Genomic DNA, 25,823 nt, shown 5'->3' on the forward strand with positions numbered 1-25,823 from the left:
GGCGACAGGAGCTACGGGAGCGACAGGAGCAACAGGGGCGACAGGAGCTGCGGGAGCAACAGGGGCAACAGGAGCGACAGGAGCGACAGGACCGGCAGGAGATGAAACAGGGTGTGCATGTGTTGCACAGATGAGAAATATCCTCCAGCAGATCATACAGCTTTATCCGACGAGTACTATTATTGTTTCAATGGAAAGCGGAAATAATGCAAGCGGCCGGCCGGGAAGTCTTATTCCAGCACCAAATTCGAATCCAAATGCAGGTCTGTTTCTGCTGACGAATAATCAGGGAGTCGTACAGGAAGCGCTATCGATTTGCAGAATTGCCTCCGTCCGTATTACGAGTGCCACGTATAATAGTGCCATTGTTTATATCCCGTCACCTACACCGGCACCTACAGGCTGCGGAGCAAACTGTGAGGCTGCTGTCCGTTCCTATCTGCCGATTGGCACCACAGGTGCTGCGATTAACGCTGGAGGACAGACGGTAGGACAGGGACGAGTTTTGATAAATACGTTTGGCGTAGTGGTTCTTGTTGGTTCGAATAACAGTGATCCGACGTTTATTTCAACGTGTAAGGCAGAAATTATTACAAAATAAGAAATGATATCTATACAGAAGAAATAGAGAGAGGCACAGTAGCAAAATCGGATATAAAAGAAAATCATGGATGTCCCCGGTACCGGATTACGTTTTTAGGCAGTGGCTCAGCCACTCCATCTGGCAGCGGGGACTGTTGTTTTTCTACGGCAGCGTCCGCGTTCATGAGAATGTGGGGACAAATTATCTTTCGGATAGTTGTAATATGGTATTAACAAATATAACGATCAAAGGAGGATTAACAGATGCCAGTCTACACAAATATGCAGGCGGCCGAACGACTATCAGAGATTCATGCAACGGATACATTGGGTATATTAGGCGCTGCTGGGTCAGAGGCAGTATCCCAGGCGCTCATAGACGCGATTGCAGATCGAGTAGTAACAAAACTGATTGAAAAGTCACAGGTTGTAAATAATCTGTTTGCAACAGAGCCTGGAAATGTCTTGGATGCTGTACAGGGAAAGGCTCTGAAGGATATGCTCGATCATATGAATAATAGTTTATCATCTAAGGCAAATGAATTGCATACCCATGATGATAGATACTATACGGAATCAGAAATTAGCAATTTATTAAGCAGTTATAAAAAACGTTACGATGGTAACATAAGCAATGGATCAGGGTTCAATCAGTACCTCACACAAGGACAGTACTTCGTTGGTTCCAATGCAGGCACTGCTAACGGTAATCCATATAATGGTTATTGTTGGGGTATATTATTTATTTTTGTCAGTGATGGTCTAACCTGGAACGGAGTAAATAATTGGATATGGCAAATATTTTTATCTACAAGTGGTCATGTATATTTACGCCAGAGAATCAATGCAGATGAATGGAGTACATGGGTAACATGGCTTTAAATAAATCTTATATGAAAATAGGAACTTATTGCAAAGGAGAAGTTGCATAGTGCATAGAATCGAAAAAATAAAGCGGAACAGGATAGTTTACTAAGAAGGAATGCATTATCAAAGCAACAAAAAAGCCTTATTTTAAGCGGATTTTATAACAAATCTGCTTAAAATAAGACTTTCTAAAAAACTGCACCTGATAGGAATCGAACCTACGCACGCAGCTCCGGAGGCCACTGCTCTATCCACTGAGCTACAGGTGCAACAGTGATATTTTACTACATTTTTTGGGGGACTGCAAGCACTTATTTCAGTTTAGGTTGCTTTTTGAATTATATTTTGATAAAATAGACAAAGACTGGAGATATAATCATCCGGACAGGAGGATACAGCAAGAATGAGAAACAGAAGGCCAAGGGATAAGAGAACGATGGGCGGCTTTGACGCACAGAGGTATCTCCGCCTGTTAGCAATTCCCGTTATTGTAGTCATTTTAATTCTTGTCATTGTAATCGTGGACAGGTCTCCTAAATCAAAAGAAGCAGATGTTAAAGGAAAGACGACGGAGGTGACGGCAGAAGGCGACGCTCCGGCTGGCTCAGACGGCCAGACCGAGACGAAACCGGAGGAGCCGTTTACATTGAAAAAAAGTGAGATTCCAGAAATCAACGCTCTCATGGAATCATACTGCCAGGCAAAGGCGGAATGCGATGCAGAAACTATGTATGAGCTTTTTGGAAAGACCGATACAGCAGGCATGGAAGAGCTGCGTGAGAAGATGCAGTGGAGAGCAAAATATATAGAGTCTTTTCAAAATATTACCTGTTATACGATGCCGGGACTAGATGAGAATTCCTATCTGGTATATGTAAGTGCAGATATAAAGTTCCGAGTGACAGATACACTGGCGCCGAATCTCATGTGGTGCTATGTGACAAAGAATCAGGACGGCAGATTTATTATTTCTGAAAACGTATCAAATGATGTGCTCTCTTATGTAGCACAGGCAGAGCAGTCGGAAGGTGTGCGTCTACTGGCAGCTCAGATTAATGCCAGGCTGGAAGAGGCGGCGGCCTCCGATACAAAGCTTGCAAGCGCATATGGAATGCTGAGGAAAGGGGCTCCGGCTCCTGGAGAAGAAACAACAGCAGCCATGAGCCTTGAGACGACTGCTGCGGACGGCAGTGAGAATGCAGAGGACGGAACAGGTACTTCCGAGGGAGAAACTTCTTTGGAAGGAGAAACTTCCAATGAAGAGGGAAGCGGTGATGGTGCGGAAGAGTCATCTGCTGCAGAATCACCCGTTTCTGAAGGAGATCAGAGCGCGGAGCAGTAATGCAGAAGCACGGATGGCCGGAGGTTTTATGCCTGAAAGAATCAGTAGATAAATGAAAATAAGGGACAGGGGGCTGCTGCAGGTCTGGGAAATCAGGCCGGCGGCGGCTCTCTTCACGTATCTCAGGAGAAAAAGAATGGATGTAAAAGACTTTTATTATGATTTGCCACAGGAATTAATTGCCCAGGACCCTTTGGAAGACCGTTCTTCTTCCAGACTCCTCGTACTAGATAAGGAAACAGGAGAAATTGAGCACAGAGGTTTCAAAGATATCCTTTCCTATCTGAATGCCGGAGACTGCCTTGTGATTAATGATACAAAGGTTATTCCTGCCAGGCTTTTTGGAGTAAAAGAAGGAACGGAAGCAAAAATAGAAGTACTGCTGTTAAAAAGAAAACAGAATGACATATGGGAAGTCCTTGTAAAGCCGGGAAAAAAGGCCAGAACCGGTACGGTTATCCATTTTGGAGAGGGAATACTGACAGGAACAATCATCGATGTGGTGGAAGAGGGAAACCGATTGATCCAGTTTTCCTATGAAGGAATCTTTGAAGAAATTCTGGATCAGCTGGGCCAGATGCCTTTGCCGCCTTATATTACCCATCAGCTGAAAGATAAAAATCGCTATCAGACGGTCTATGCGAAGAACGACGGATCGGCGGCAGCTCCGACAGCGGGACTTCATTTTACAAAAGAACTGCTGGAGCAGATCGAAGATATGGGAGTAAAAATTGCCCATATCACCCTTCATGTGGGCCTGGGCACATTCCGGCCCGTAAAGGTGGAGAATGTGTTGGATCATCATATGCATTCCGAATTTTATATTGTGGAAGAGGAAGAAGCGGCTAAGATCAATGATACGAAGAAAAACGGCGGACGGGTCATCTGCGTCGGTACAACAAGCTGCCGTACGCTGGAATCTGCCACAGGTGAAGACGGTGTTTTAAAGGCTGGAAGCGGCTGGACAGAAATATTTATTTATCCGGGATACCAATTCAAAATTCTGGACGGATTGATCACAAATTTCCATCTTCCGGAATCCACACTCGTTATGCTCGTTTCAGCGCTTGCAGGAAGGGAGCATATCCTGAACGCGTATGAAGAGGCGATTAAAGAACGATACAGATTTTTCAGCTTCGGCGATGCGATGCTGATTCTGCCTCATCAGGAGGAACAGAAGTCAGGCATGAAGTAATGGAATGCCTGTAACAGGAGCGTTAAAAAACAGGGCAAGTTTCTGATATCAGCTTTCGTTTCCGGGCGGTACCCGGATGCAGAAGACGATATCAGAGACGGCGCCCTTTTCTTGTTCCATAGGAAAGCTCTCCGAACTATCCTATGGAACAAGAAATCCCTCCGGGCGGGGTCGCCCTGCGGCGGTAAGGAATGATGTCGCTGAAGCGACCCGCCGCAGGCGGAGAATCCCACGAGCAGGATTCTTTCTTATGCTATAGGAAACTTCGTTCCCTATAGCACAAAACGCTCCGCGAGGATACGCACTCCGCGCTGAGGAAATGGTCGCTGTCGCGACCGCGCTCCGGCGCGAGTGTGCGCGAAGCGCACACTTTTTTATTTTCAGAAAGGAGCCTGTCGACACCGGACAGCTTATTATTTCAAAGATGGATGAGCTTCATGGCTACAAGTCGGATAGGTGGATTTTTTATATCTCCGATTCATGTGATTCGGACAGGAAATGACTGGTTGATAAGTTTTCAGGGCAATGATATAATGCAGAAAGAGTGAAAATACGAGGGACGGGAACAGGAATAAGGAGATAAAACATGGAAGAAATACGCCTGAATAAATTTTTGAGCGAATCGGGAATCTGCTCCAGAAGAGAGGCAGACCGTCTGATCGAGGCCGGAAAGATTCTGGTCAACGGAGATACGGCTCTTATGGGAATGAAAGTGGACGGAACGGAGACAATTATCTGTGACGGAGTAGATATAAGCAGCAGAAAGAAAGATAAGCCGGTGCTTTTGGCAGTGAATAAGCCGAAAGGAATCGTGTGTACAACTTCCGATAAAGACAGGGCCGAAAATATTGTAGAATTTCTCCATTATCCTGTCAGAATATATCCGATCGGGCGGCTTGACAAGGATTCCACCGGCCTGATTCTTATGACAAATCAGGGAGACATTGTCAATAAAATATTAAGGGGAAGCAATTCCCATGAAAAAGAGTACATTGTAAGAGTAAACCAGCCGCTGACGGATGAGTTCCTGCAGAAAATGAGAAGCGGCGTGGAGATCTTGGATACGGTAACAAAACCATGTTTTGTAGAAAAGACGGGCGGATACACATTCCGCATTATTCTGACACAGGGATTAAACCGCCAGATCCGGCGAATGTGTGATGCACTGGGATACCGGGTAGTGGCTTTAAAACGGATACGGATTATGAATGTGACGCTTGGAGAACTGAAGACGGGAGAATGCAGAGAAGTGACGGAGGAAGAGTGGAGCGAAATGTCCGGACTTCTGGAAGGATCGTCCAGCCTCCCGCGAAGAGAACAGAGATAAATCAGCCATCATGAGGACAGGGGGATTCAAAGAAAAAATATATGGAAGAAAAAATCCTTAGAATCAAAGAATTAGTAAAGATATTATCGGAAGCGGGAAAGGCATATTATCAGGAAAGCCGGGAAATTATGAGCAATTATGAGTATGACCGGCTTTATGACGAGCTCATTTCCCTGGAAAAGGAGACAGGCGTGATCCTGTCAGGAAGCCCGACGCAGAATGTGGGGTATGAGGTTCTTGGCGAGCTGCCCAAAGAGGCCCATGACCGTCCGATGCTTTCCCTGAACAAGACAAAAAGCGTGGAGGAGCTCCAGGAGTGGCTGGGAGATAAAAGCGGACTGCTGTCCTGGAAGATGGACGGACTGACGATTGTACTCACCTATGAAAATGGTACGCTTGCGAAAGCAGTTACAAGAGGAAACGGGGAAATAGGAGAAGTAATTACAAATAATGCCCGCGTATTTGCCAACATACCCTTGAATATCAGTTATAAAGGCCAGCTGATTCTGAGGGGGAGGCAGTCATCCGGTATTCTGACTTCAATAAGATTAATGCGGAAATTGAAGACGTGGATGCCAGATATAAAAATCCGAGAAACCTGTGCAGCGGTTCCGTCCGACAGCTGAATAACCAGATTACAGCTCAGAGAAACGTGAACTTCTTTGCATTTGCACTGGTCCAGGCCGACGGAGTGGAATTTGAGAATTCCCGAAAAGAGCAGTTCCTTTGGCTGAAAAATCAGGGATTTGAGACAGTGGAGTGGAGAGAGGTGACTGCGGAAACTCTGCCTGATATGGTGAGAGAATTTGCGGAAGCGATCGGTACGAATGACATTCCGTCCGACGGCCTCGTGCTTTTATTTGATGACATCGAATATGGCCAGTCCCTTGGAAGAACAGCTAAATTCCCGAGGGATTCCATTGCATTTAAATGGGCGGATGAAATACAGGAAACAAAGCTGTGCTATATTGAGTGGAGTGCATCCAGAACGGGTCTGATTAATCCTGTGGCTGTTTTTGAGCCGGTAGAGCTGGAAGGAACGACGGTAAGCCGCGCCAGCGTTCACAACCTGAGTATTATGGAGTCGCTGGATCTGGGCGTAGGGGATAAGATCACGGTTTATAAAGCAAATATGATTATTCCACAAATCGCAGATAATTTGACGAGAAGCGGAGTAAAAGACATTCCAAAAGCCTGTCCCGTTTGCGGCGGGGCAACACAGGTAAAACAGGTGAATGACGTAAAATCCCTGTACTGCATCAATCCGGAGTGCCAGGCTAAAAAAATCAAGAGTTTCACGTTGTTTGTGAGCAGAGATGCCCTGAATATTGACGGGCTCTCGGAGGCGACCCTGGAGAAATTTATCGGTGCAGGATTTATTCATGAATTTGCGGATATTTTCCATCTCGATGACCATAGAGAAGCGATTGTGAACATGGAAGGATTTGGGGAGAAATCTTATGAAAACCTGATTGCAGCTATTAATAATGCTTCCCACACCACACTGCCGCGTGTAGTCTATGGCCTTGGAATAGCAGGAATCGGTCTTGCAAACGCAAAAATGCTCTGCCGTCACTTCAAATATGATTTTGCTGCCATGCGCCATGCGGATACGGAGGAAATGGTAGAAGTCGACGGAATCGGCGGAGTACTGGCAGAGGCATGGATTTCTTTCTTTTTGAGCGAACGCAACAACGAAATTGTCGACAGGCTCCTGGCCGAACTGACCATTGAAAAGGAAGACACGGCTCAGGGAGAAGAGGCCGTTTTTGAGGGAATGAATTTTGTTATTACAGGTTCTGTGGAACACTTTGCAAACCGAAAGGAAGTCCAGGCGATCATTGAAGCAAAAGGCGGCAAGGTAACAGGTTCTGTTACTGCCAGAACGTCATATCTGATCAACAACGACGTGACGTCAAATTCTTCTAAAAATAAGAAGGCAAAAGAACTGGGCGTGCCGATTATTTCCGAAATAGATTTCCTGAAAATGATTGAATCATAGAAAATGATTAAATTAAAGAAAATGAGATTCCTGCCCGAAGACGAATCCATGCGTTGGCAGGGGAGGAGCAAAAGAGCAGATAGAATTTCTATCTGCTCTTTTAAAAGAATGGGAACGGGCAACTGTATATTTTTACCGTCCTGCTGATGTGGCCGGTATGTATCAGGAATATTCGGCCGCCAGCTGATGCAGGATATTTGCATGAATCAGTTCGTCCTGAGCAATCGATTTAAGTTGTCCTGAACATTGCAGTCCAGGATCCATTGGGCCTGAGCCAGGTATTTGTCCGCTGCAGCTTTTTCCTGTGAAGCGGCAAACAGAAGCACCTGGTGCAGGGAAGCCGGACGTTTCCGGCAGGAGTATGCAGGCGACCACCATGTATACGGGCCCTGACGCAGGGAATAAAAATTACTGCGCGTTCGGCTCCAGAGGCGTGGGTCCTCGCCCAGTTGCATGGCCAGAGTGCCGAAAATTTCCAGATGATGCATTTCAACAATGCTTATGTTGTGAAATACCCGGGCAACAGTTTCTGTCTGATAAGTGATCAGGTGATCGTAAAAGTAAAGGCTGATTGCAGACATTTCGGAATTCTGTCCGCCAAGGTTGTCTAACATTGCCTCTGCGTACATGGGATTCGTTCCTGCAGCCTGTACAGCAGGATAGGGAAGGGATGAATGGAATTCAATATCGGATATATTCTGCATGAAAAAGATCCTTTTATGCTTTTACAGGATTGTATGAAATGGGGAAAATCATTAGAACCTTTGATTTTTTACATAATTTGTGGTATGATGGCGGATAAATGATTATGAATGATAGAATAAGAGGGATGTTCAATGCCAATTAAAGTTCAGAATGACCTGCCGGCTAAGGCGGCGCTGGAAAATGAAAATATATTTGTTATGGATGAAGCGAGGGCGATGAGCCAGGATATCCGTCCTCTGGAAATACTGATTCTCAACCTTATGCCTCTAAAAGAAGAGACAGAGCTGCAGCTTCTGCGCGTGATGTCCAACACGCCTTTACAGGTAAACTGTACCTTTCTGATGGTATCCAATCACGTTGCGAAGAATACATCTGCAAGCCATTTAAACAAATTCTACGTATATTTTGACGACATTAAAAAACAGAAGTTTGATGGAATGATCATAACAGGCGCTCCTGTGGAGAATATGGAATATGAGGAAATTCACTATTGGGATGAACTGACAAAGATCATGGAATGGAGCAGAAGACATGTGACGTCCACCCTTCATCTCTGCTGGGGAGCGCAGGCCGGACTTTACTACCATTATGGAATTCCCAAATACGAAAGGGAAACGAAGCTTTCCGGAGTCTACAGACACAAGCTGCTCCATCGCCGAGAACCGCTTGTACGAAGTCTGGACGACTATTTTTACTGCCCTCATTCCCGTTATACGGAGGTGCGCCGGGAGGATATTCAGAAGCATCCTGAGCTGGAAATCCTGGCGGAATCCGAAGAAGCGGGCGTATTTCTTGTTATCAGCAAGGACGGACGGCAGATTTTCATTCAGGGCCATCCGGAATATGACAGGATGACGTTAGCAAACGAATACCACAGAGATTTAAACAAGGGGCTGAATCCGACTGTGCCGTGCAACTACTATGAGAATAACGATCCGTTTTCAAGTCCGATTCTGAGCTGGAGAAATATGTCTGGAACGATTTATTCCAACTGGCTGAATTATTACGTATATCAGGTAACGCCGTACACGCTTGAGACGGAATAGTAAGAAAAGCCTGAAAACCAAGGAAAATCAAGGGGTTTTGGTATGTTTGGAGATTTTTGCAGCAATTGAGCAGACGGCATAATGTGGTATAATTTAGCATAGTTTGGAGCCAAATTGGTGTCGAATCTGGGAATGGAGGATTTGAATGCTGACGATTAAGTTCCACTCCTCTTTCAAGAAAGATTACAAAAGAGTTATTGGTCTTAGGGTATGTCATATTACACCTAAGTGGTTATTGGTATATGAGATAGATCAAGAGGAACTTATCTTGCTATTGACAAGGACTGGAACACATAGCGATTTGTTTTGATACGATTAATGGGCTGAATTATTTCAGTCCATTAGTTATATAATTGGAAAATATAATATCGAAGGAATACTTGATTTTATTTGGAGGAGTGAAAATTGGGTAAAAAAGATAAATTAAGTGTATTTATAAGTCTTGTTTTGCGTCACAAGCCGGAAACTGCCGGGATTCAGTTAGATGAGCATGGCTGGGCGAATGTAGAAGAATTGATTACTGGCATTAATTCTACCGGCAGAAACATTGATATGAAGAAATTGGAAGATATCGTGGCAACCGATGAAAAGGGGAGATACAGCCTCAATGAGGACAAGACGCTGATCCGTGCCAATCAGGGGCATAGTATTCCGGTGGATGTGGAGCTGCGTGAGAAGGAACCACCAGAATTTTTATATCACGGAACTGCCGATAGATTTCTGGAAGACATTCAGACAGAAGGTTTAAAGCCAATGAGTAGATTATATGTGCATTTGTCAAAAGACAAAAAAACGGCTATTAAGGTTGGAAAACGTCATGGGAAGCCAATCATATTGCAGGTACATAGTGGCGAGATGTTTAGAGATGGAAACAAATTTTATCTTTCGGAAAATGGAGTTTGGCTAACAGAATTTGTTCCTGCTAGATACTTAAACATGGAGGAAAATATATGAGTGAAAGATGGGATATTAGCTGTGCTGATTGTGGAAAGTAGCTGGAAAGAGGCTTCTGAGCTTAAAGTAGGTGATATTTTGTAAAAGGATGATAAAATTGTATCTATTGGAGATGTACCTGGATGTGAAGTATATGATATTGAGACTGATTCCGATGGATTAGGATCTATGCTAACGATATTGTAGTAGGGGATTTCTCTATGAACAATTCTTTTAAAATAAGAAGAAGCAATAAGGATATGCTTGCTAAGCTGATGAAACTGTCGGAGGATTTAAATAGATAAATTATTATAAATAATATAGGAGTCCACATACACAGCCTGTAGGTGTTTTCTACCTTGATAAATGCCTACAGCTGTGTATCATATCAGGGAGGACTTCACTGCGAAAAACGAACAGAGAGGGATAGAATACCGGAGGTATGTAAGGAACAAGACAATATTAAGAAACAGTCAGAATAGATTTGTTGGTATAAAAATAAACAAAATTTATGTAATGTTTTCTTGAAAATGTACAAAATATACAAATGGCTGTTGACATGGGACGAGAATAGATATAAGCTTATGGTACAAGTAAATGTTCGCGCGAACTATAGCACAACTGAAGGAGGAGAAAGAGATGAACGTGAAAAAAATGGTGTCCATTGGTTTATCTGGCGTTTTGATGCTGACCTGTACGATCAGTTCGGCAGCCTGCACATTGCTGGGGGCTAACGGAACTGAGACGGAAGATCAAAACGCTTACATCGCGTCAACAAGTGACAACCCCTATCTGCCGGGCCCGCGAAAACCCGTTTACGTTACGATTCCGCAGGACGGAGGATATAAATTTGTTCACACGCCATGTCTGATCAAGGAGAAGGACGGATCTTTTACGGATGTCGGCTCTGATCGTGGTATGAACGAAAAGGGCTTCAGCTGGACGCGCTCGTGGGTAGTACCGGGTGAGCCGGAGTCGGTCGATAAGACGCCGGCAGTCGATTGGTTTCTCAAATTGGGCTCTACGGTCTCTACGGTGGATGAGGCGATTGAATTCGTGAAAAATAATCCAAAAGGCGTCGGATGTCAGGGAAATTATATTTTTGCGGACGCAGAGGGAAGCCTTGCTGTGGTGGAGGCTGGATATGATACGGTGACCGTCGTAAACAAATGGACTGGGCAGGAGTCGGGAAAAGCGGCCAGGGCAAATCGGTGGGAATCAGAAGAGATGAAGCCGTTAGACAGAAGCGGGACAGAGAACAAGATCTATTACAACACTTCTGAATACAGATACAACAGGGGAATGGAGCTTCTGGAGAAAAACACAGGTAAAATAAATGTGGAGACGCTGAAACAAATGATCAGCGACAGAAACATGGAAGCGGACCCATCTATGCCCCATCTGTATTCGATCAACAATCACGGAGTGACGGACGGAACGATAAGCGCTGAGATTTATGACCCCGCGAACAGAACCTTCTGGTATACGTATGGATGGCTGGACGGAGATACCAAGGAAGGGGATCCGGCTAATTATGGTGACAACGCGAATTCCTGGGGCGGCGTGTGGATACCTTTTATTCTGACGGAACTGGACGAGGAAGGGTTCTATACGAATTGGGATGGAAGCCTTACTCCGTTGGGCACTAAATACCTGGAAAAGATACGGCAAAGTGGGAAGGAATCTGAAATCGGAAATTAAAATTAACATAATAGTAAGGACTTTTACAGTAGATCGTGTTAAACTTAGTAAAGATATTAGTGACTGTATATAATATTAAGAGGATTCTTTGCTGAGGAGATTTTATGAAACATGTATCCGTAACTGACCTGAAAAAGGGGATATTGGAATGGCTTCAGATTATCGTCATAGCTGCTGCGATTGCTTTTGTGCTCAACCGATTTATTATAGCCAACAGTGAGGTCCCAACCAATTCTATGGAAAATACGATTATGGCAGGCGACCGATTGATCGGTTCCCGGCTGTCTTATGCCTTTGGCGGGGAACCAAAAAGAGGAGACATCGTGGTTTTTCATCATAAAACAGAACCGGGCACAGATAAGACAAGGCTGGTGAAACGTATCATAGGACTTCCGGGAGAGACTGTGGAGATACGGGGCGGGCATGTCTATATCAACGAGTCGGACACGCCCCTTGAAGAGCCATATCTTCCGGAGAAAATGGAATCGGACCCATATCATTTCGAAGTGCCTGAGGGCTGTTATCTGATGCTGGGCGACAACAGAAATTATTCTGCGGACGCCAGAGGCTGGCCGGATCCGTATGTGCCGGAGGATGCAATTTTGGCTAAGGTTCTGTTTCGATATTATCCCGGAATTCAAAAGGTACAGTAGTGTAATAAAATGACCTGTAATACTTGAGGAGCAGGCACGTCCATGTACATATGTACGTATCGGTAACTGCGTATCCCGCAGACAAGCCGGCACATAATACAAATTTATTTAAAAGGAGGGGTTACGAATGGGTGAAATGTTTTCTTCTTTCGATGGTACAATGCTGTATCTGAACAAAGAAATACCGGACGGCGCACGCGCAGCGGCAGTGATTGTCCACGGACTGTGTGAGCATCAGGGGCGTTATGACTACTTTGCCGATTTATTTCATCAGTCTGGGATCGGAACTTACCGGTTCGATCATCGCGGACATGGGCGTTCTGAGGGGGAACGGACGCACTATGACGATTTCAACGAGCTTTTGGACGATACTAATGTAGTGGTGGATATGGCAATCGCAGAGAATCCGGACATTCCGGTGTTCCTGATCGGACATAGTATGGGCGGATTTACCGTATCCCTTTATGGCGTGAAGTATCAGAATAAAGGTCTGCGGGGCATTATTACAAGCGGCGCCTTGACGAAGGATCATGGAGGACTGATTACCGGCGTACCAAAAGATATGGATCCCCATACACAGCTGCCGAATGAATTAGGCGCTGGAGTGTGTTCCGTAGCCGAGGTAGTAGACTGGTACGGGAAAGACCCTTACAATTCAAAGACCTTTACAACAGGTCTGTGTTATGCGATCTGCAGCGGTCTGGACTGGTTTGCAGAAAGGGAAAAAGAGTTTTCCTATCCGGTTTTGATGCTTCATGGAGAAAAGGACGGGCTTGTAAGCGTTCAGGATACATACGATTTCTTTGCAGCTGCAGCCTCCAAGGACAAGCAGATGAAGATATACGGAAATCTGTTCCACGAGATATTTAATGAGTACTGCAGGGATGAGGTAATCGGAGACGTAATTGCCTGGATCAGCCGGCGGATATAATTGTTTTGCATTAAGAAGAATAGATATTAAAAAGGCAATAGAAGGATAGTAAAAGGATAATAATAAAATAATAGAAAAGAATAGAAAAGAATAGAAAGCAGCGTCAGGAAATCGGCTGGAATTGCCGCCTTATCCTGGCGCTGCCTTTTTGCTTTTCGGTAAAAGATTTGCTATTATAAAGTGTTAAAGTACTTATTTCATTTACCGCCGTTAAGAATACTCTACGAGTCGGCGCTGACGGCTTCTATGGCAACGCTCCCGCCTCTTACAATTTCCACCCGGTTGCTGAAGTATTTTGAGAATACAATGGCGATTTTGTCATTCTTTTCGTCAGTATGGACGCTTTCAACCACAGCAGATGAAGGGCTACAGTCCGCAACCCTGATGTTAAATACTTGTGAAAGCTGGAAAATATCGTTCATGTCCTGCCTGCTGCAGCTGCTGATTTTTATAAACATAAGTTCTTTTTTATGAATACTGACATCTGTGAAATCAACCACCTTAATTACTTCGATACATCGGTTCAGCTGTTTTTTCACCTGTTCAAAGGTCATGTCGTCGCTTGTCAGCCCAATTGTCATTCGGGATATGGTTCTGTCCTCGGTCCTTCCTACCGTCAGGCTGTCCAGATTATATGATTTACCTGAAAACAGGCTGGAAATACGGGCGAGAACACCGATATCGTTTTCTACAAACAGGCATATCCATCTTTTTTTTATCACTTTTTTTCCTCCATTTCCAGGATCATATCAGAAAGCGTACCTCCCGGAGGCACGATAGGCAGCACATCCGTCTCCCGGCCGATCAAAAATTCGATGATTACAGGCGTTTTACGGCTGGATTGTGCCCGGGTGAGGGCCGGTTCAATATCCTCAGGAGCGGTCACACGTATTCCTTCGGCACCGTAACTTTCGGCCATCTTTATAAAGTCCGGAATGTATTCGGGACAGTTGGAACCTGGCGCGCTGCATGAGGAAGGACATGTTCTGCGGCGCCGCATGCAGACACAGGAATACCGTTTGTCAAAAAACATTTCCTGCCACTGCCTTACATTCCCCAGATAACCATTGTTCAGAATGCAGATGATTACAGGAAGTTCATATACCATTGCCGTGGCCAGTTCCTGAATATTCATCTGCATGCCGCCGTCCCCTGTGATAACTATCACGTCTGTTTCCGGATTTCCGATTTTTGCCCCTATGCCAGCCGGAAGGCCGAAGCCCATGGTGCCCTGGCCGCCGGAGGTTAAGAGACGTTTTTGCTCATTCAACTCAAGAAATTGTGTAGCCCACAACTGGTTTTGCCCGACATCGGTCGCAATGACAGCCTTTTTGAAGATACGGTTTACAGCCTTCATAATCTTTTCCGGGGTGATGCCGGTTCCTTCCGTCGTAATCGGCCAGCGCTTTTTCCAATCATCAATCAGGGCTGTCCACTCAGGGATATTCAGACGGACCGCCCGCTCCGTTAATGCTAGAATGGCGCTTTTGGCGTCGGCTACAATTGGAATGGATACGGCGATGTTTCTGGAAATCGAAGCGGAATCGATATCGACGTGAATTATGACTGCGTTGGGAGCGAATTCTTCAATTTTCCCCGTAATGCGGTCATTAAAACGTGTACCGATGGAAAAAAGTACGTCGCACTGGCTGACTGCGGAATTAGCAGCAGCACTTCCATGAATTCCCAGATTTCCTACATATAATTTATGGTCGGAGGGGACGGCGCCCTTGCCCATAATTGTGGTAACGACGGGAATTCCTGTTTTTTCAGCCAGTCTGCGCATTTCAGCCTGGGCTCTGCTGATATTGACGCCTCCTCCGATTAAAAATAAGGGGCGTTTGGCCTGGTTTAAGATTTCCAGAGCTTTTTTTATCTGGCCGATATGTACGGAAGCCACAGGCTTATACCCTCTGATTTCGATCTTTTCCGGATATACATCGCTTCCATAGGCCTGCTGGATATCCTTCGGAAGGTCGACGACGACCACGCCGGGCCTGCCTGTACCTGCGATATGGAACGCCTTTCTTATAATCTCTCCCAGAGATTCACGGCTGCGGACGGTTACGGCATACTTGCAAATGTTCCGTACGATCCCTACCGTGTCGACTTCCTGAAACGCATCATTTCCGATCAGACGGGTAGAAACCTGACCGGTAAAACAGACGAGAGGAACGCTGTCGGAATTGGCAGTCGCTATGCCTGTTACAAGATTGGTGGCACCTGGGCCGCTCGTTACGAGGCACACGCCTGTTTTTCCAGTGGAACGGGCGTAACCGTCGGCAGCATGGATCAAACCCTGTTCGTGACGGGGCAAAATAATGTCCATATTCTGAACATCGAAAAGGGCGTTAAACAGATCAATCGTCTGTCCGCCGGGATATGCGAATAATACATTGGTTTGCTCAGCTTTTAAAGCTTTTACAAATAACTCTGCTCCTGTAATCATCCTGTCAGTCCTTTCTGAATGCATGTACTTGCTTGCACATGGAATATTATAAATGGCACTGTCTGCACAGTACCATCTCGTTACGCCTGCGGTACGCCCTTTATGAACAGTTCTACCGTTTTTTTAATAAAGTCTTTCTGGCCGATTTTCGTCAGTTTATCATCGAAGGAAGCTTTTAAGAAGGTATAGCCAAATGTTGAGGAAAAGATCGTCATGGCCAGACATTCAAAATCCAGATGGGGAATCTTACCCATTTCTTCCATGGTACGGAAGTAATGGGTAAGAGTAGAGACGAACGACTGAGGAATTTTCATGATCAGAGGGGCGGTTTCCTCATAGAGCTGAGGCGCTCTCAGACCAATGGACAGGTTTACAAAATCAGGTGTAATTCTGTTCATATATGTGGTCATAAACATCTCCAGATCGGGCTGAAGCTCCCATACAACGTCCTGAAAGATCTCCGGAGTCACGCTGCCACGCCATTTTTCCTGATCGACTCCGCTTAACACGATCTCTTTTTTGTTTTTAAATTTGCGGAACAGGGTACATTCATTTACACCGGCTTTATGGGCAATGTCTTTTGTTGTTGTAGCAACATAGCCCTTATCGCGAATCAGGGCCATCGTCGCGTCAATTATCTTCTGACTTGTATCATCCACGATTCTTCCTCCATGCAAGCGCTTGCTATCAAATTATTTTATACGCAGGAGAGCAGAATGTCAAGAACTATTGAGGAATCGGTTCAGAGGAAATCAGCCTCATTTTCTGCAAAACGTATCCAATGGTATGCCAGTCTCTCAATTCTTCTCTCGTAATAAAAATCGTCCTGCCGATTCCGCAGACAGGTTCTAAGGCAATCACATCATTCACAATCACCTGGCGTAAATAGACCTTTCCACTTTTTACAAGCAGTCCGATCTGATTCGTACGCGGCTGGTGATCATTTCCGATTAACAAAACATCACCATCGATGTATGTCGGAGAAAATGAAAGATTGGTAATTTTCAGAGCGCAGACCAGGGCATCCTTGTACTGGTGGTAGTAGGGACCGATATTGATCTTTTCAATTTTACAGGAATCGTAATTCATACCGTCTATCATCTCACCGGTGGGAATAATCATGTTGATGAAATTGCCATCTCCGTCATATCGGCAGGCGGTATAGTATTCCATTTCGATCATTGTTTTTACAAACCGTTTCTGTGTAGTCGAAATATCTTCCAGCATTTTTCGAATATTTGTATCGATGTCAATCTCCCCGATCAATACCGCCATGGGAATGTGAGTTAATTTATGCAGCCTGTAAACCGTATGGGCCGTTATGGAGTTTAATTCTCCATTTATCATCTTAAAATAGCTGGATGTGGACATATCCAGAATACTTGCCATTTTCGCCTGACTCAGATTTCTCTCTGCCCGCATTCTTTCGCACATTACGATAAAATTATCCACAATCTGTTTTTTGGTTAACATGTATGATCATCTGCCTTTTCTTTTTAGAAATATTTTTCGCGTTAAAGTGATATTGGGTTAATAAAAAACGTAACTTTGTGAAATACATTTATGGTATTATGTATTTTACCACGCAGAAAACAGTTGTAAATACTTGCAGACAATCAGTAACAAAAATGTAATATTTACACGGAGAATTAAGGGAGGTAAAAAATTATGAGAGAGGTACGGATCAGTAAGGACAGTGAAGCAGGAAAAGCGATTGAAGTTTTGACGGGACTGTTTCATGAAAAGCTAGAATGCGGTATTATGATTAAAATTTCTGACGGCGAAACGGAAGAAGAAACTCTGGATGATCATGCGGAAGCTGATCTGGAAGCGGAGATTACGAACAGGCTGCGGGAAATCGGAATACCGGCGAGCATCAAAGGCTATTGGTATTTGAGAGAAGCGATTCAAATGGCAGTGAATAATTATGAACTGATCAGTTCTGTTACAAAAATGATTTATCCGGCTATCGCATGTAAGTACAATACCACGGCCAGCAGGACGGAGAGGGCAATCCGCCATGCGATCGAAGTTGCCTGGAACAGAGGCGGGCTGGAAAATGTATATCAGGTTTTGGGATATTCGGTAATCAGCAGACCTACGAATTCGGAACTGATTGCGCTTATGGCGGACGAACTGCGAACCAGCAGACGTTTTTCAATTGACATGGAAAGGCGCAGACATTAAAATCAGGTATATATTTATTTGCTGACCGCTAACCGGATACAGGCGAGGCGGGCATTTATCGAATATTAATTTAGCAGGAGAAAGATATGACGGAAAGAGAAAAAATGCTGGCAGGGGAACGATATGACTGCGGCGACAGCGAATTGCTGGACAGGTGGCATAAGGCAAAGAACCTGATTCGTGATTACAACCAGGCGGATTCTGAAAATTTATCGGAAAAAGACAGGATACTGGATGAACTGTTGGGAGGCCGCGGAGCGAATTTATGGATTACGGCCCCGTTTTTCGTGGATTACGGAAATAATATTTATTTTGGAAATAACTGCGAAGTAAATATGAACTGTACGTTCCTGGATGATAACAAGATAGTGATCGGTGATCATGCGCTAATTGCACCGAATGTGCAGATCTATACGGCATATCATCCGCTAAGCGCGAAAGAGCGGTTTGGAGAGGCAAAAGCGGACGGCTCCTTTGAATTCTGTAAAACACAGACAGCGCCTGTGAGGATTGGTGACTGTGTCTGGATCGGCGGAGGTGCCATCATCATGCCGGGTGTGACGATTGGGAACAACGTAGTGATCGGAGCAGGAAGCGTAGTTACAAAAGACATTCCTGACAATACGGTTGCGTATGGTAATCCATGCCGCGTGATAAGAAAAAATTTATAAAAATCGAGCGGTTCACGCAGTTATTCTGCAGGCGGTTCGTTCTTATATTCTGAAGTCGATACAATCATAAACTGCACTTCTTCATCCGTTCTGTTCTCCCATCGATGGCCGATTTCATTGGGGTAGTACAGCGTATCCTGGCTGTGAAGCTCATAGACGGGATGGCCTTCCAGTTCAAAAATCAGAGTTCCCTTTAAAATAAAGGCAAACTCTTCGCCCTCATGATAATAGAAAGCACCGGAATCCGTATGGGGAGGCATGGTAATGATTCCTCCCCACATCTCGCTGTTGCCCCTGGTAATCAGAGATTCTGTGATTTCCTTTCCGGCGCTTACGTTTCTTGTAAAGGATGGACGTTCATTTTTACGAATTAAATTGATGCGTTCATCGCTTTCTTCTACAAACAGGGCCGATATGGGGAATCCCAGGTTCTCACAGAGAGAATAGATGCTTACCAGATTGGGCGAAGTTTTCCCTGTTTCGATCTGGCTGATTGTTCCGGCGGCCACTCCGGAACGGGCGGAAAGATCGCGTATGGAAAGTCCCAGCATCATACGCTGGCTTTTCAAAAGCCGGCCGATTCTAACTAAATTAAGTTCTGCCATGAATTATCCTCCTGACAGCTGTACGCTGTATATAATTGCAATTTTGTCTGAATATGTGATTTTTAAAATGAACGTTTGCTTCTGCGGCCATTATACTCTCAGTAACAAAGGTTTGTCAAATATAAGAAGGGGTAATAATAAGATTGATATTTATTAAAATACACCATTGACAAAATACGACACGTTCACTATAATGAACGCATAGGAAATGACATGATTTACCATTGAGAGGAGATAATATTATGAGAAAGTTATTAGCATTGACTGCAGGACTGGCAATGACGGCATCATTACTGGCAGGCTGTTCTTCTAAGCCGGCCGATACTACGACGGCGGCTTCCGAGGCGGCTTCTACAGCGGCGGAGAGCGCAGCAGGTGAGGAAAGCAAAGCAGCAGAAGGCACGGACTCGTCTTCCAAAGACGGGCTGAAGGTTGCTCTTTGTGTGACAGGCGCTGTAAACGATATGGGATGGTGCCAGTCTGCTTATGACGGACTTCTTCTTGTTGAAAAAGATTTGGGATGTGAGATCGCATACACAGAGAATGTGGGAGCTGCTGATATGGTTGCAACTTTTACCGATTATGCGGCAAACGGCTATGACGTTGTAATCGGCCATGGCTTCCAGTTCGGTGATCCTGCATTAGAGGTTGGAGAGTTATATCCGGATACAAAGTTCATTTGTATTGAAGCAGAGGCGGCAGCAGATAACGTTGCTTCTTATGTAATGAAGTGTGAAGAGACAGGATACCTGGAAGGAATGCTGGCAGCGAGCATGTCAAAGTCGGGAAAGCTGGGATTCATCGGACCGGTACAGGGCGCTTCCCTCGTAAAGATCATGAACGGTTATGAGGATGGAGCTAAGGAAGTAAATCCTGACATCGAAGTACAGACAGCATGGACAGGCTCCTTTACAGATACGGCGCTTGCAAAAGAAGCTGCTACGGCTATGATTGAAAACGGTGCTGATGTGATCGGACACTGTGCAAATGAGAGCGGTACAGGCGCACTTAACGCAGCGCAGGATGCGGGCATTTATGCGACAGGAGATTCCTACGACCAGTTTGAACTGGCGCCAAAGGCAATTCTGACATCCGCAGTTTACAATGTTCCGGAACTGATCAAGACAGCTGTGTCCGATATTCAGGAAGGCAAATTTGAAGGAACGGTTAAGAAACTGGGTATGGCTGAGGGAATCGTGGAACTGGCTCCATATCACGATATGGAATCCGTAATTCCGGAAGATGTAAGAGCGCTGATTGAAGAAAAGGCAGAAGCAATCAAATCCGGTGAATTCGAAGTTCCGTGCGACACAGCTCCAAGAAACTAATTAGGAGATGATCGGATCATCCGTACAGAACGGATTACCCATGATACATAAGAAGGCTGTATAGAGATCATATATCATATATTAAGAAATCGAATAACAGAAACTTAAAGGAGAGGGTGCTGCAAAAGTAAAATCAGACACGTCTTCGATACCAGATATTGTTCCGCGGCGGCAGACAGGCGGAACAATCTGGTTCGGGACTGTGCTTTTTTTCCTTTTTGTATCACCCTTTTTATTGAAATTGTGTAGAAGGAGAAAACGTCAATGGGCATTTTGGAAATGAAGCATATCAGCAAGGCATTTTCAGGGGTATATGCCAATGAAGATATCAGCCTGTCCGTAGCGAAAGGCGAAATACACGCCCTGCTGGGAGAAAACGGAGCCGGAAAGACCACTTTGATGAACATTCTGTTCGGAATTTATTCTGCTGATCAGGGAGAAATCTTCTGGAAAGGGGAAGAAGTGCATTTTCCATCTCCAAAGGCTGCGATTGAAAGCGGTATCGGTATGGTACATCAGCATTTTTCCCTTGTACAGAAACTGTCGGTTCTGGATAATATTATACTTGGACTGGAAACCGGCGGGAAGGCCCTTAACAGAGGGCAGGCCAGAGAACAGATTCTGAGTTTGGCAGAGAAATACGGCCTGAAAGTGAATCCGTCGGCCCTGGTAAACCAGCTTTCCGTTGGGCAGCAGCAGAGGGTGGAAATCTTAAAGGCCCTTTACCGCAACGTGGACCTGCTGATTCTGGATGAGCCTACAGGCGTTCTCACACCTTCTGAAACGGAGCACTTTTTTGAAGTATTGAGAAAACTGAAGGAAGAGGGATATGCAGTTATCATCATCACCCATCGAATGAGTGAAATTATGAGTATCAGCGACAGGGTGACGATTTTAAGAGACGGAAAGAAGATTATAGACCTTGTGACGGCAGAAACAAACCCGGCGGAGCTTTCCAATTACATGATCGGAAGACAGCTGAACAGCGGATTTGTGACAGAAGGGAAGTCTTCAGAAGAGAAGGCGCTCGTATTAAACCATGTGAGCATCATCAAGCCGAAACAGCCGGAATTTCTCTCCGATATCTGTCTGGACATTAAAAAGGGAGAAGTCCTTGGGATTGCGGGAGTGGACGGCAACGGTCAGAAAGAACTGGCGGAGGTCATTGCAGGCGTCCGGAAAGCGACGGAAGGAAAAATCGAGTTCTGTGGAGAGGACATTGCCAAGGATACCGTGAAGCAGCGGTTTAAAAAGGGGATTTCCTACATCTCGGACGACCGTCATGCGGACGGCCTTGTACTTGCTATGAATGTGGAAGAAAATCTCATGCTCAGGGATTATGACAGGCAGCCGTATTCCCGCTTGTCGTTTATGAATAAGAAGTTGATGAAAAACAGGGCGGCGGCAGCGATTGAGGATTACAAAATCAAGACCTCCGGTACGTCAAAGGGCGATACGATTGTCCGCCTGATGTCCGGCGGAAACCAGCAGAAGGTCATTGTAGCCAGAGAGGTTTCCGAAAATGCAAAACTGGTAATTGCCAATCAGCCGACCCGCGGTCTGGATATCGGTGCGACAGAGTTTGTGCGTCAGGTTCTGATGAACCACAGGAATAAAGGAGGCAGCGTCCTTCTGATCTCTGCCGATCTGGAAGAGATCATGGCTCTGAGCGACAGAATCGCAGTGATGTTCGGAGGACGGATTATGGGCGTCCTCGACAGAGAACATGTTACAATGGAAAAAATCGGCCTGATGATGGGCGGTATCACAGAGGAGGAGATCAGGAAATGAGTCAGAAAAAATCATATCTTTCCATCGTATGGATAGCCCTTATTACCATAGCGGCCGGAACCCTGCTGATTATCCTGTCCAACGCAAGCCCTCTGGAAGCATACCAGATGTTCTTCAAGGGCATTTTTGGAAACATGAGTAATTTCTGTGAGATTTTTGTAAAGGCAACGCCTCTGATCCTCACAGGACTGGGATGTGCAGTCGCATTTAAAACAGGATTCTTCAACATCGGTGCGGAAGGACAGTTCTATATGGGAGCGGTAGCGGCGGCCTCCGTTGCCCTCGGGCTTACATCCGTACCGGGACCGGCCAGAATCATTCTTTCCATGCTGGCCGGTTTCCTTTGCGGCGGTTTGTGGGCCTTGATTGCGGCTGTATTTAAGGCAAAGTTCGGAATATCGGAGATTATTGTGACGATCATGCTGAACTACATATCCATCAATTTCATGGGGATCGCAGTCAGAACATTTCTGATGGATCCGGCGGGAAGCGTACCTCAGTCGGCCAGAATTGAAGCTTCTGCAGCATTTAAGCTGCTCATGCCTCCGACCCGCCTCAATATGGGATTTCTGATCGCTATAGCGGCGGTCGTTATCGTATGGATTCTCATGGAAAAGACCACGGTCGGGTATGAGTTGAAGGTGGTAGGTTCCAACAGGAGAGCGGCCAAGTGCAGCGGAATCTCTGTTATGAAAAATACGATTATTTCCGCATTTTTAAGCGGCGGGCTGGCTGGACTGGCCGGCGTTGTAGAGGTGCTGGGAATTCAGAAAAAACTGTTGGAAGGAATTTCCTCTGACTGTGGATATACGGCGGTTCTGGTGGCTCTTCTGGCCTCCAACCATCCGGTCGGCGTGTTCTTTTCCGCCGTGGGATTTGCCGCCATGCAGGTGGGAGCCAACTCCATGCAGCGCCAGATGGGAGTACCTTCTGCCATCGTGAATATTTTAGTAGGACTTGTCGTCCTTCTTGTACTTGGCAAGAAGATGTTCCAGTTGAAAAAGAAGAAATAGAGGAGGTACCGAAAAATGTTACAGCAGATTTTTACAATGACGTTTCTGACAGCATTTCTGACGGCAGCAGTGCGTATGGCCGTGCCTCTGATCTACGCGGGACTTGGAGAGACGTTCCTGGAAAAGGCGGGAATCCTGAATATCGGTATGGAAGGCGTCATGCTGGGCGGAGCCTTTTTCTCATTTGCAGGAGCCTTTTTCAGCGGAAATATTTTCATCGGTCTCCTCTGCGGCATGTTGGGGGGAATGGCAGTCAGCGCAATTCACGGGTACCTGTGCATCAAGCTGTCACAGAACCAGTCTGTCAGCGGAATTGCGCTGAACATCTTCATGCTTGGAGTGACCAGCTTTTTATACAAGCTGATGTCGGCCGGTCAGTCGTATCAGCAGGTAACTACTCTTTCCGCCATTGAAATCCCCCTTCTTTCAAAGATTCCACTGGTAGGCAATGCATTTTTTAACCAGGATATCCTGACGTATCTCGTATATGTGCTGGTCGTACTGGCCGTATTATTCTACAAAAAGACGGGAGCAGGGCTGGCATTTACGGCGATCGGGGAACATCCGAGAGCGGCGGACGCGGCCGGAATCCCAGTATACCGGTATCAGTGGGCGGCAATCGCTGTCAACGGCATGTTGGGCGGTATCGGCGGCGCCTGTCTGGTGCTGGTGCAGTTGGGGAAATTTACGGAAAACATGATATCAGGACGAGGATATATCGCACTGGCGGCAGTTATTCTGGGGCGCTATACGCCTCTCGGGATGTTTGGAGCGGCTCTCGTATTTGGAGGAGCCAACGCACTTCAGATCAGACTTCAGGCGATGGGCGTGCCCCTTCCTACCCAGGCTCTGGCGATGCTTCCGTACATCATTACGCTGGTAGCTCTTCTTGGTTCTATTGGAAAGAGCAGCGAACCGGAAGCATTGGGAATTCCATATGTGAGAGGCTCCAGATAATCGGCAGTCAAGTTCTGCACAGGCGGCCACAGAGGACAGGCACAGGCCTGTGATACAGGACAATGGATAAGGGAACAGATTGAAAGAGTAAAACGCGAATGCTTATAAGATAAAAGAGGAGGAGTTTATCATGACGAATAAAAAACTGATTAAAAATGCCAGAGCCATTGTGACATGTGATGAGAAAGATCAAGTATTCTGGGACTGCGATCTGCTGATTGACGGACCGAAGATCGTAAAAATAGGAAAAGATATTCAGGACGAGAGCGCAGAAGTGATCGATGCAGAGGATAAATTCGTTTATCCGGGCCTCATCAATACACACCATCACTTTTTCCAGACATTTGTGAGAAATCTGCTCACCATCGATTATCCGAATTTGATGGTTATGGACTGGATTGATAAGATTTACAGGATATTCAAGGAAATTGACGATGACGTGATCTATTATTCTTCCCTGACCGCGATGGGCGACCTGCTGAAACATGGCTGTACGTGTGCCTTTGACCATCAGTACTGTTATACGAAGAAAACGGGGAACCGCCCTGTTGACCGTCAGATGGAGGCGGCCGGCCTTCTGGGAATCCGCTACCATGCAGGGCGCGGAGCCAATACGCTGCCGAGAGAAAAAGGAAGCTCCATACCGGAAGAGATGGTGGAGAGCACCGATGAATTCCTCGCTGACTGTGAGAGAATCATTGCAAAATACCACGATCCGAAGCCATTTTCCATGAGCCAGATCGTAATATCTCCGTGCCAGCCGATCAACTGTTATGCCGAAACATTCGTGGAATCGGCGAAGCTGGCAAGGAAGCTGGGCGTTCATCTTCACACCCACCTGGGAGAAGGCGAATGTGCCGGAATCGAAGAACGGTATGGAAAGCGTACCCTGGCATGGTGTGAAGACATCGGCTTTGTAGGAGAAGATGTCTGGATCGCCCATGGATGGGAGCTGACGCCGGAAGAATTCAAGATTCTGGGCCGCACGGGAACAGGTGTGTCCCACTGTCCGGCGCCGGCTGTGCTGGGTGGTTTTCCAATCCTGGACATGAGAGCCATGATGAAGGAAAATGTCCTGATCAGCCTTGGCTGTGACGGTTCAGCCACAAACGACAGTTCCAACCTTCTGGATTCTTTGAGAATGGCTTACCTCATGCAGGCGTACCACAGCAAGGAAAGGGGAACATGTCTGTCTTCCTATGATATGCTGAAGATTGCTACGGTGAATGGGGCAAAGACCCTGGGGCGTATGGACCTGGGATCTCTGGAGGAAGGCAAAGGCGCCGACCTTTTCATGGTGGATTTAAACGGAATCGAGATGACGGGTATGCTTCATGATCCTAAGAACATGCTGGCCAGAGGCGGCGTAACCGGCCCTGTCTGGATGACTATGGTAAACGGTGAGGTTGTAGTCAAGGACGGACGCCTGACGAATGTGGATGAAGAAGAGCTGGTTAAGAAGGGCGAGGAAGTATGTGACAGAGTGCTTCGTAATGAGTTTACAAATATTTGGTAAAGAAATGGACTTATTCCAGCTG

At 45.9% G+C, this 25,823-nt stretch carries 22 protein-coding genes, 1 tRNA gene and 3 pseudogenes; 19 read left to right on the forward strand and 7 right to left on the reverse strand.

What is annotated here, in order from left to right; all coding sequences use genetic code 11:
- Both DXA13_RS12160 and DXA13_RS12165 read left to right on the forward strand, forming a co-directional pair.
- Positions 1-601 (forward strand): annotated as a pseudogene (locus tag DXA13_RS12160) (collagen-like protein); the annotation flags it as partial.
- Between the two features lie 245 nt (positions 602-846).
- Positions 847-1,464 carry a pyocin knob domain-containing protein gene (locus DXA13_RS12165; protein ID WP_118244806.1) on the forward strand — a complete coding sequence of 206 codons (618 nt, stop codon included), beginning with the start codon at positions 847-849 and terminating at the stop codon, positions 1,462-1,464.
- A 182-nt stretch (positions 1,465-1,646) separates the two neighbouring features.
- On the opposite strand, the gene DXA13_RS12170 is transcribed toward DXA13_RS12165, so the two are convergent.
- A tRNA-Arg gene (locus tag DXA13_RS12170) sits at positions 1,647-1,718 on the reverse strand.
- Positions 1,719-1,852: 134 nt separating this feature from the next.
- Between DXA13_RS12170 and DXA13_RS12175 the strand changes: the two genes are divergently transcribed.
- From DXA13_RS12175 to ligA, 4 genes and pseudogenes are all read left to right on the forward strand, one after another.
- The gene (locus tag DXA13_RS12175; protein ID WP_118244807.1) at positions 1,853-2,791 is read left to right on the forward strand and encodes a hypothetical protein; all 939 of its coding nucleotides are present in this window, start codon (positions 1,853-1,855) and stop codon (positions 2,789-2,791) included.
- Positions 2,792-2,927: 136 nt separating this feature from the next.
- Positions 2,928-3,986 carry a tRNA preQ1(34) S-adenosylmethionine ribosyltransferase-isomerase QueA gene (queA, locus tag DXA13_RS12180; RefSeq protein ID WP_118244876.1) on the forward strand — a complete coding sequence of 353 codons (1,059 nt, stop codon included), beginning with the start codon at positions 2,928-2,930 and terminating at the stop codon, positions 3,984-3,986.
- A gap of 586 nt (positions 3,987-4,572) precedes the next feature.
- The gene (locus DXA13_RS12185) at positions 4,573-5,313 is read left to right on the forward strand and encodes a pseudouridine synthase (RefSeq protein WP_118244808.1); all 741 of its coding nucleotides are present in this window, start codon (positions 4,573-4,575) and stop codon (positions 5,311-5,313) included.
- 41 nt (positions 5,314-5,354) lie between these two features.
- Positions 5,355-7,315 (forward strand): annotated as a pseudogene (gene ligA / locus DXA13_RS12190) (NAD-dependent DNA ligase LigA).
- 206 nt (positions 7,316-7,521) lie between these two features.
- Here the strand turns inward: ligA and DXA13_RS12195 are convergent.
- Positions 7,522-8,019 carry a manganese catalase family protein gene (locus DXA13_RS12195; RefSeq protein WP_243009097.1) on the reverse strand — a complete coding sequence of 166 codons (498 nt, stop codon included), beginning with the start codon at positions 8,017-8,019 and terminating at the stop codon, positions 7,522-7,524.
- 132 nt (positions 8,020-8,151) lie between these two features.
- Between DXA13_RS12195 and metA the strand changes: the two genes are divergently transcribed.
- The 6 genes from metA to DXA13_RS12225 all read left to right on the forward strand — a co-directional run bounded on the left by metA (position 8,152) and on the right by DXA13_RS12225 (position 13,284).
- Positions 8,152-9,066, forward strand: a complete 915-nt coding sequence (metA, locus tag DXA13_RS12200; protein WP_118244809.1) for a homoserine O-succinyltransferase — start codon at positions 8,152-8,154, stop codon at positions 9,064-9,066.
- Between the two features lie 145 nt (positions 9,067-9,211).
- The gene (locus tag DXA13_RS12205) at positions 9,212-9,376 is read left to right on the forward strand and encodes a type II toxin-antitoxin system mRNA interferase toxin, RelE/StbE family (RefSeq protein ID WP_118244810.1); all 165 of its coding nucleotides are present in this window, start codon (positions 9,212-9,214) and stop codon (positions 9,374-9,376) included.
- Positions 9,377-9,471: 95 nt separating this feature from the next.
- Positions 9,472-10,020 carry an RNA 2'-phosphotransferase gene (locus DXA13_RS12210; protein ID WP_118244811.1) on the forward strand — a complete coding sequence of 183 codons (549 nt, stop codon included), beginning with the start codon at positions 9,472-9,474 and terminating at the stop codon, positions 10,018-10,020.
- A gap of 618 nt (positions 10,021-10,638) precedes the next feature.
- The gene (locus DXA13_RS12215; RefSeq protein WP_181995651.1) at positions 10,639-11,700 is read left to right on the forward strand and encodes a carcinine hydrolase/isopenicillin-N N-acyltransferase family protein; all 1,062 of its coding nucleotides are present in this window, start codon (positions 10,639-10,641) and stop codon (positions 11,698-11,700) included.
- A gap of 104 nt (positions 11,701-11,804) precedes the next feature.
- Positions 11,805-12,353 (forward strand): signal peptidase I, encoded by a 549-nt coding sequence (lepB, locus tag DXA13_RS12220; protein WP_118244813.1) that lies wholly within the window; start codon positions 11,805-11,807, stop codon positions 12,351-12,353.
- Positions 12,354-12,480: 127 nt separating this feature from the next.
- Positions 12,481-13,284 carry an alpha/beta hydrolase gene (locus DXA13_RS12225; protein WP_118244814.1) on the forward strand — a complete coding sequence of 268 codons (804 nt, stop codon included), beginning with the start codon at positions 12,481-12,483 and terminating at the stop codon, positions 13,282-13,284.
- A gap of 221 nt (positions 13,285-13,505) precedes the next feature.
- Here the strand turns inward: DXA13_RS12225 and ilvN are convergent, their stop codons facing one another.
- The 4 genes from ilvN to DXA13_RS12245 form a co-directional block, all read right to left on the reverse strand.
- A complete protein-coding gene (ilvN, locus tag DXA13_RS12230; protein ID WP_347559845.1) occupies positions 13,506-14,003 on the reverse strand; it encodes an acetolactate synthase small subunit in 498 nt (165 codons plus the stop codon).
- The gene (ilvB, locus tag DXA13_RS12235) at positions 14,003-15,733 is read right to left on the reverse strand and encodes a biosynthetic-type acetolactate synthase large subunit (RefSeq protein ID WP_118244877.1); all 1,731 of its coding nucleotides are present in this window, start codon (positions 15,731-15,733) and stop codon (positions 14,003-14,005) included. Before ilvB ends, ilvN begins: the two co-directional genes overlap by 1 nt.
- 80 nt (positions 15,734-15,813) lie before the next feature.
- Positions 15,814-16,392 carry a TetR/AcrR family transcriptional regulator gene (locus DXA13_RS12240; RefSeq protein ID WP_118244816.1) on the reverse strand — a complete coding sequence of 193 codons (579 nt, stop codon included), beginning with the start codon at positions 16,390-16,392 and terminating at the stop codon, positions 15,814-15,816.
- A 67-nt stretch (positions 16,393-16,459) separates the two neighbouring features.
- Positions 16,460-17,206 carry a helix-turn-helix domain-containing protein gene (locus tag DXA13_RS12245; RefSeq protein WP_118244817.1) on the reverse strand — a complete coding sequence of 249 codons (747 nt, stop codon included), beginning with the start codon at positions 17,204-17,206 and terminating at the stop codon, positions 16,460-16,462.
- A gap of 315 nt (positions 17,207-17,521) precedes the next feature.
- Here DXA13_RS12245 and DXA13_RS12250 point away from each other — a divergent pair.
- Positions 17,522-17,920, forward strand: a pseudogene (locus DXA13_RS12250) (sporulation initiation factor Spo0A C-terminal domain-containing protein); the annotation flags it as partial.
- Between the two features lie 86 nt (positions 17,921-18,006).
- The gene (locus DXA13_RS12255; RefSeq protein WP_118244819.1) at positions 18,007-18,591 is read left to right on the forward strand and encodes a sugar O-acetyltransferase; all 585 of its coding nucleotides are present in this window, start codon (positions 18,007-18,009) and stop codon (positions 18,589-18,591) included.
- Positions 18,592-18,611: 20 nt separating this feature from the next.
- Here DXA13_RS12255 and DXA13_RS12260 read toward each other — a convergent pair whose 3' ends face one another.
- The gene (locus tag DXA13_RS12260; RefSeq protein WP_118244820.1) at positions 18,612-19,196 is read right to left on the reverse strand and encodes a cupin domain-containing protein; all 585 of its coding nucleotides are present in this window, start codon (positions 19,194-19,196) and stop codon (positions 18,612-18,614) included.
- Between the two features lie 242 nt (positions 19,197-19,438).
- On the opposite strand from DXA13_RS12260, the gene DXA13_RS12265 reads away from it, so the two are divergent.
- From DXA13_RS12265 to DXA13_RS12285, 5 genes are all read left to right on the forward strand, one after another.
- Positions 19,439-20,524, forward strand: a complete 1,086-nt coding sequence (locus tag DXA13_RS12265) for a BMP family protein (RefSeq protein ID WP_118244821.1) — start codon at positions 19,439-19,441, stop codon at positions 20,522-20,524.
- 264 nt (positions 20,525-20,788) lie between these two features.
- Complete coding sequence (locus tag DXA13_RS12270) at positions 20,789-22,315, forward strand: ABC transporter ATP-binding protein (RefSeq protein ID WP_118244822.1); 1,527 nt, start codon at positions 20,789-20,791, stop codon at positions 22,313-22,315.
- A complete protein-coding gene (locus DXA13_RS12275; RefSeq protein ID WP_118244823.1) occupies positions 22,312-23,328 on the forward strand; it encodes an ABC transporter permease in 1,017 nt (338 codons plus the stop codon). The genes DXA13_RS12270 and DXA13_RS12275 overlap by 4 nt, the downstream gene beginning before the upstream one ends.
- A 15-nt stretch (positions 23,329-23,343) precedes the next feature.
- Positions 23,344-24,285 carry an ABC transporter permease gene (locus DXA13_RS12280; RefSeq protein WP_118244824.1) on the forward strand — a complete coding sequence of 314 codons (942 nt, stop codon included), beginning with the start codon at positions 23,344-23,346 and terminating at the stop codon, positions 24,283-24,285.
- 130 nt (positions 24,286-24,415) lie between these two features.
- Entirely contained in the window at positions 24,416-25,801 is a 1,386-nt protein-coding gene (locus DXA13_RS12285; protein ID WP_118244825.1) for an amidohydrolase, read from the forward strand.
- Positions 25,802-25,823: the final 22 nt, after the last annotated feature.

The organism is Clostridium sp. AM58-1XD (assembly GCF_003464085.1).
Lineage (GTDB): Bacteria > Bacillota > Clostridia > Lachnospirales > Lachnospiraceae > Lachnoclostridium_A.

What these genes read in the sequence shown, in the direction of transcription:
- DXA13_RS12165 (WP_118244806.1), top strand. Translation starts at nt 847, where the DNA reads ATGCCAGTCTACACAAATATGCAGGCGGCCGAACGACTATCAGAGATT.
- DXA13_RS12175 (WP_118244807.1), top strand. Translation starts at nt 1,853, where the DNA reads ATGAGAAACAGAAGGCCAAGGGATAAGAGAACGATGGGCGGCTTTGAC.
- queA (WP_118244876.1), top strand. Translation starts at nt 2,928, where the DNA reads ATGGATGTAAAAGACTTTTATTATGATTTGCCACAGGAATTAATTGCC.
- DXA13_RS12185 (WP_118244808.1), top strand. Translation starts at nt 4,573, where the DNA reads ATGGAAGAAATACGCCTGAATAAATTTTTGAGCGAATCGGGAATCTGC.
- DXA13_RS12195 (WP_243009097.1), bottom strand. Translation starts at nt 8,019, where the DNA reads ATGCAGAATATATCCGATATTGAATTCCATTCATCCCTTCCCTATCCT.
- metA (WP_118244809.1), top strand. Translation starts at nt 8,152, where the DNA reads ATGCCAATTAAAGTTCAGAATGACCTGCCGGCTAAGGCGGCGCTGGAA.
- DXA13_RS12205 (WP_118244810.1), top strand. Translation starts at nt 9,212, where the DNA reads ATGCTGACGATTAAGTTCCACTCCTCTTTCAAGAAAGATTACAAAAGA.
- DXA13_RS12215 (WP_181995651.1), top strand. Translation starts at nt 10,639, where the DNA reads ATGAACGTGAAAAAAATGGTGTCCATTGGTTTATCTGGCGTTTTGATG.
- lepB (WP_118244813.1), top strand. Translation starts at nt 11,805, where the DNA reads ATGAAACATGTATCCGTAACTGACCTGAAAAAGGGGATATTGGAATGG.
- DXA13_RS12225 (WP_118244814.1), top strand. Translation starts at nt 12,481, where the DNA reads ATGGGTGAAATGTTTTCTTCTTTCGATGGTACAATGCTGTATCTGAAC.
- ilvB (WP_118244877.1), bottom strand. Translation starts at nt 15,733, where the DNA reads ATGATTACAGGAGCAGAGTTATTTGTAAAAGCTTTAAAAGCTGAGCAA.
- DXA13_RS12245 (WP_118244817.1), bottom strand. Translation starts at nt 17,206, where the DNA reads ATGTTAACCAAAAAACAGATTGTGGATAATTTTATCGTAATGTGCGAA.
- DXA13_RS12255 (WP_118244819.1), top strand. Translation starts at nt 18,007, where the DNA reads ATGACGGAAAGAGAAAAAATGCTGGCAGGGGAACGATATGACTGCGGC.
- DXA13_RS12260 (WP_118244820.1), bottom strand. Translation starts at nt 19,196, where the DNA reads ATGGCAGAACTTAATTTAGTTAGAATCGGCCGGCTTTTGAAAAGCCAG.
- DXA13_RS12265 (WP_118244821.1), top strand. Translation starts at nt 19,439, where the DNA reads ATGAGAAAGTTATTAGCATTGACTGCAGGACTGGCAATGACGGCATCA.
- DXA13_RS12270 (WP_118244822.1), top strand. Translation starts at nt 20,789, where the DNA reads ATGGGCATTTTGGAAATGAAGCATATCAGCAAGGCATTTTCAGGGGTA.
- DXA13_RS12275 (WP_118244823.1), top strand. Translation starts at nt 22,312, where the DNA reads ATGAGTCAGAAAAAATCATATCTTTCCATCGTATGGATAGCCCTTATT.
- DXA13_RS12280 (WP_118244824.1), top strand. Translation starts at nt 23,344, where the DNA reads ATGTTACAGCAGATTTTTACAATGACGTTTCTGACAGCATTTCTGACG.
- DXA13_RS12285 (WP_118244825.1), top strand. Translation starts at nt 24,416, where the DNA reads ATGACGAATAAAAAACTGATTAAAAATGCCAGAGCCATTGTGACATGT.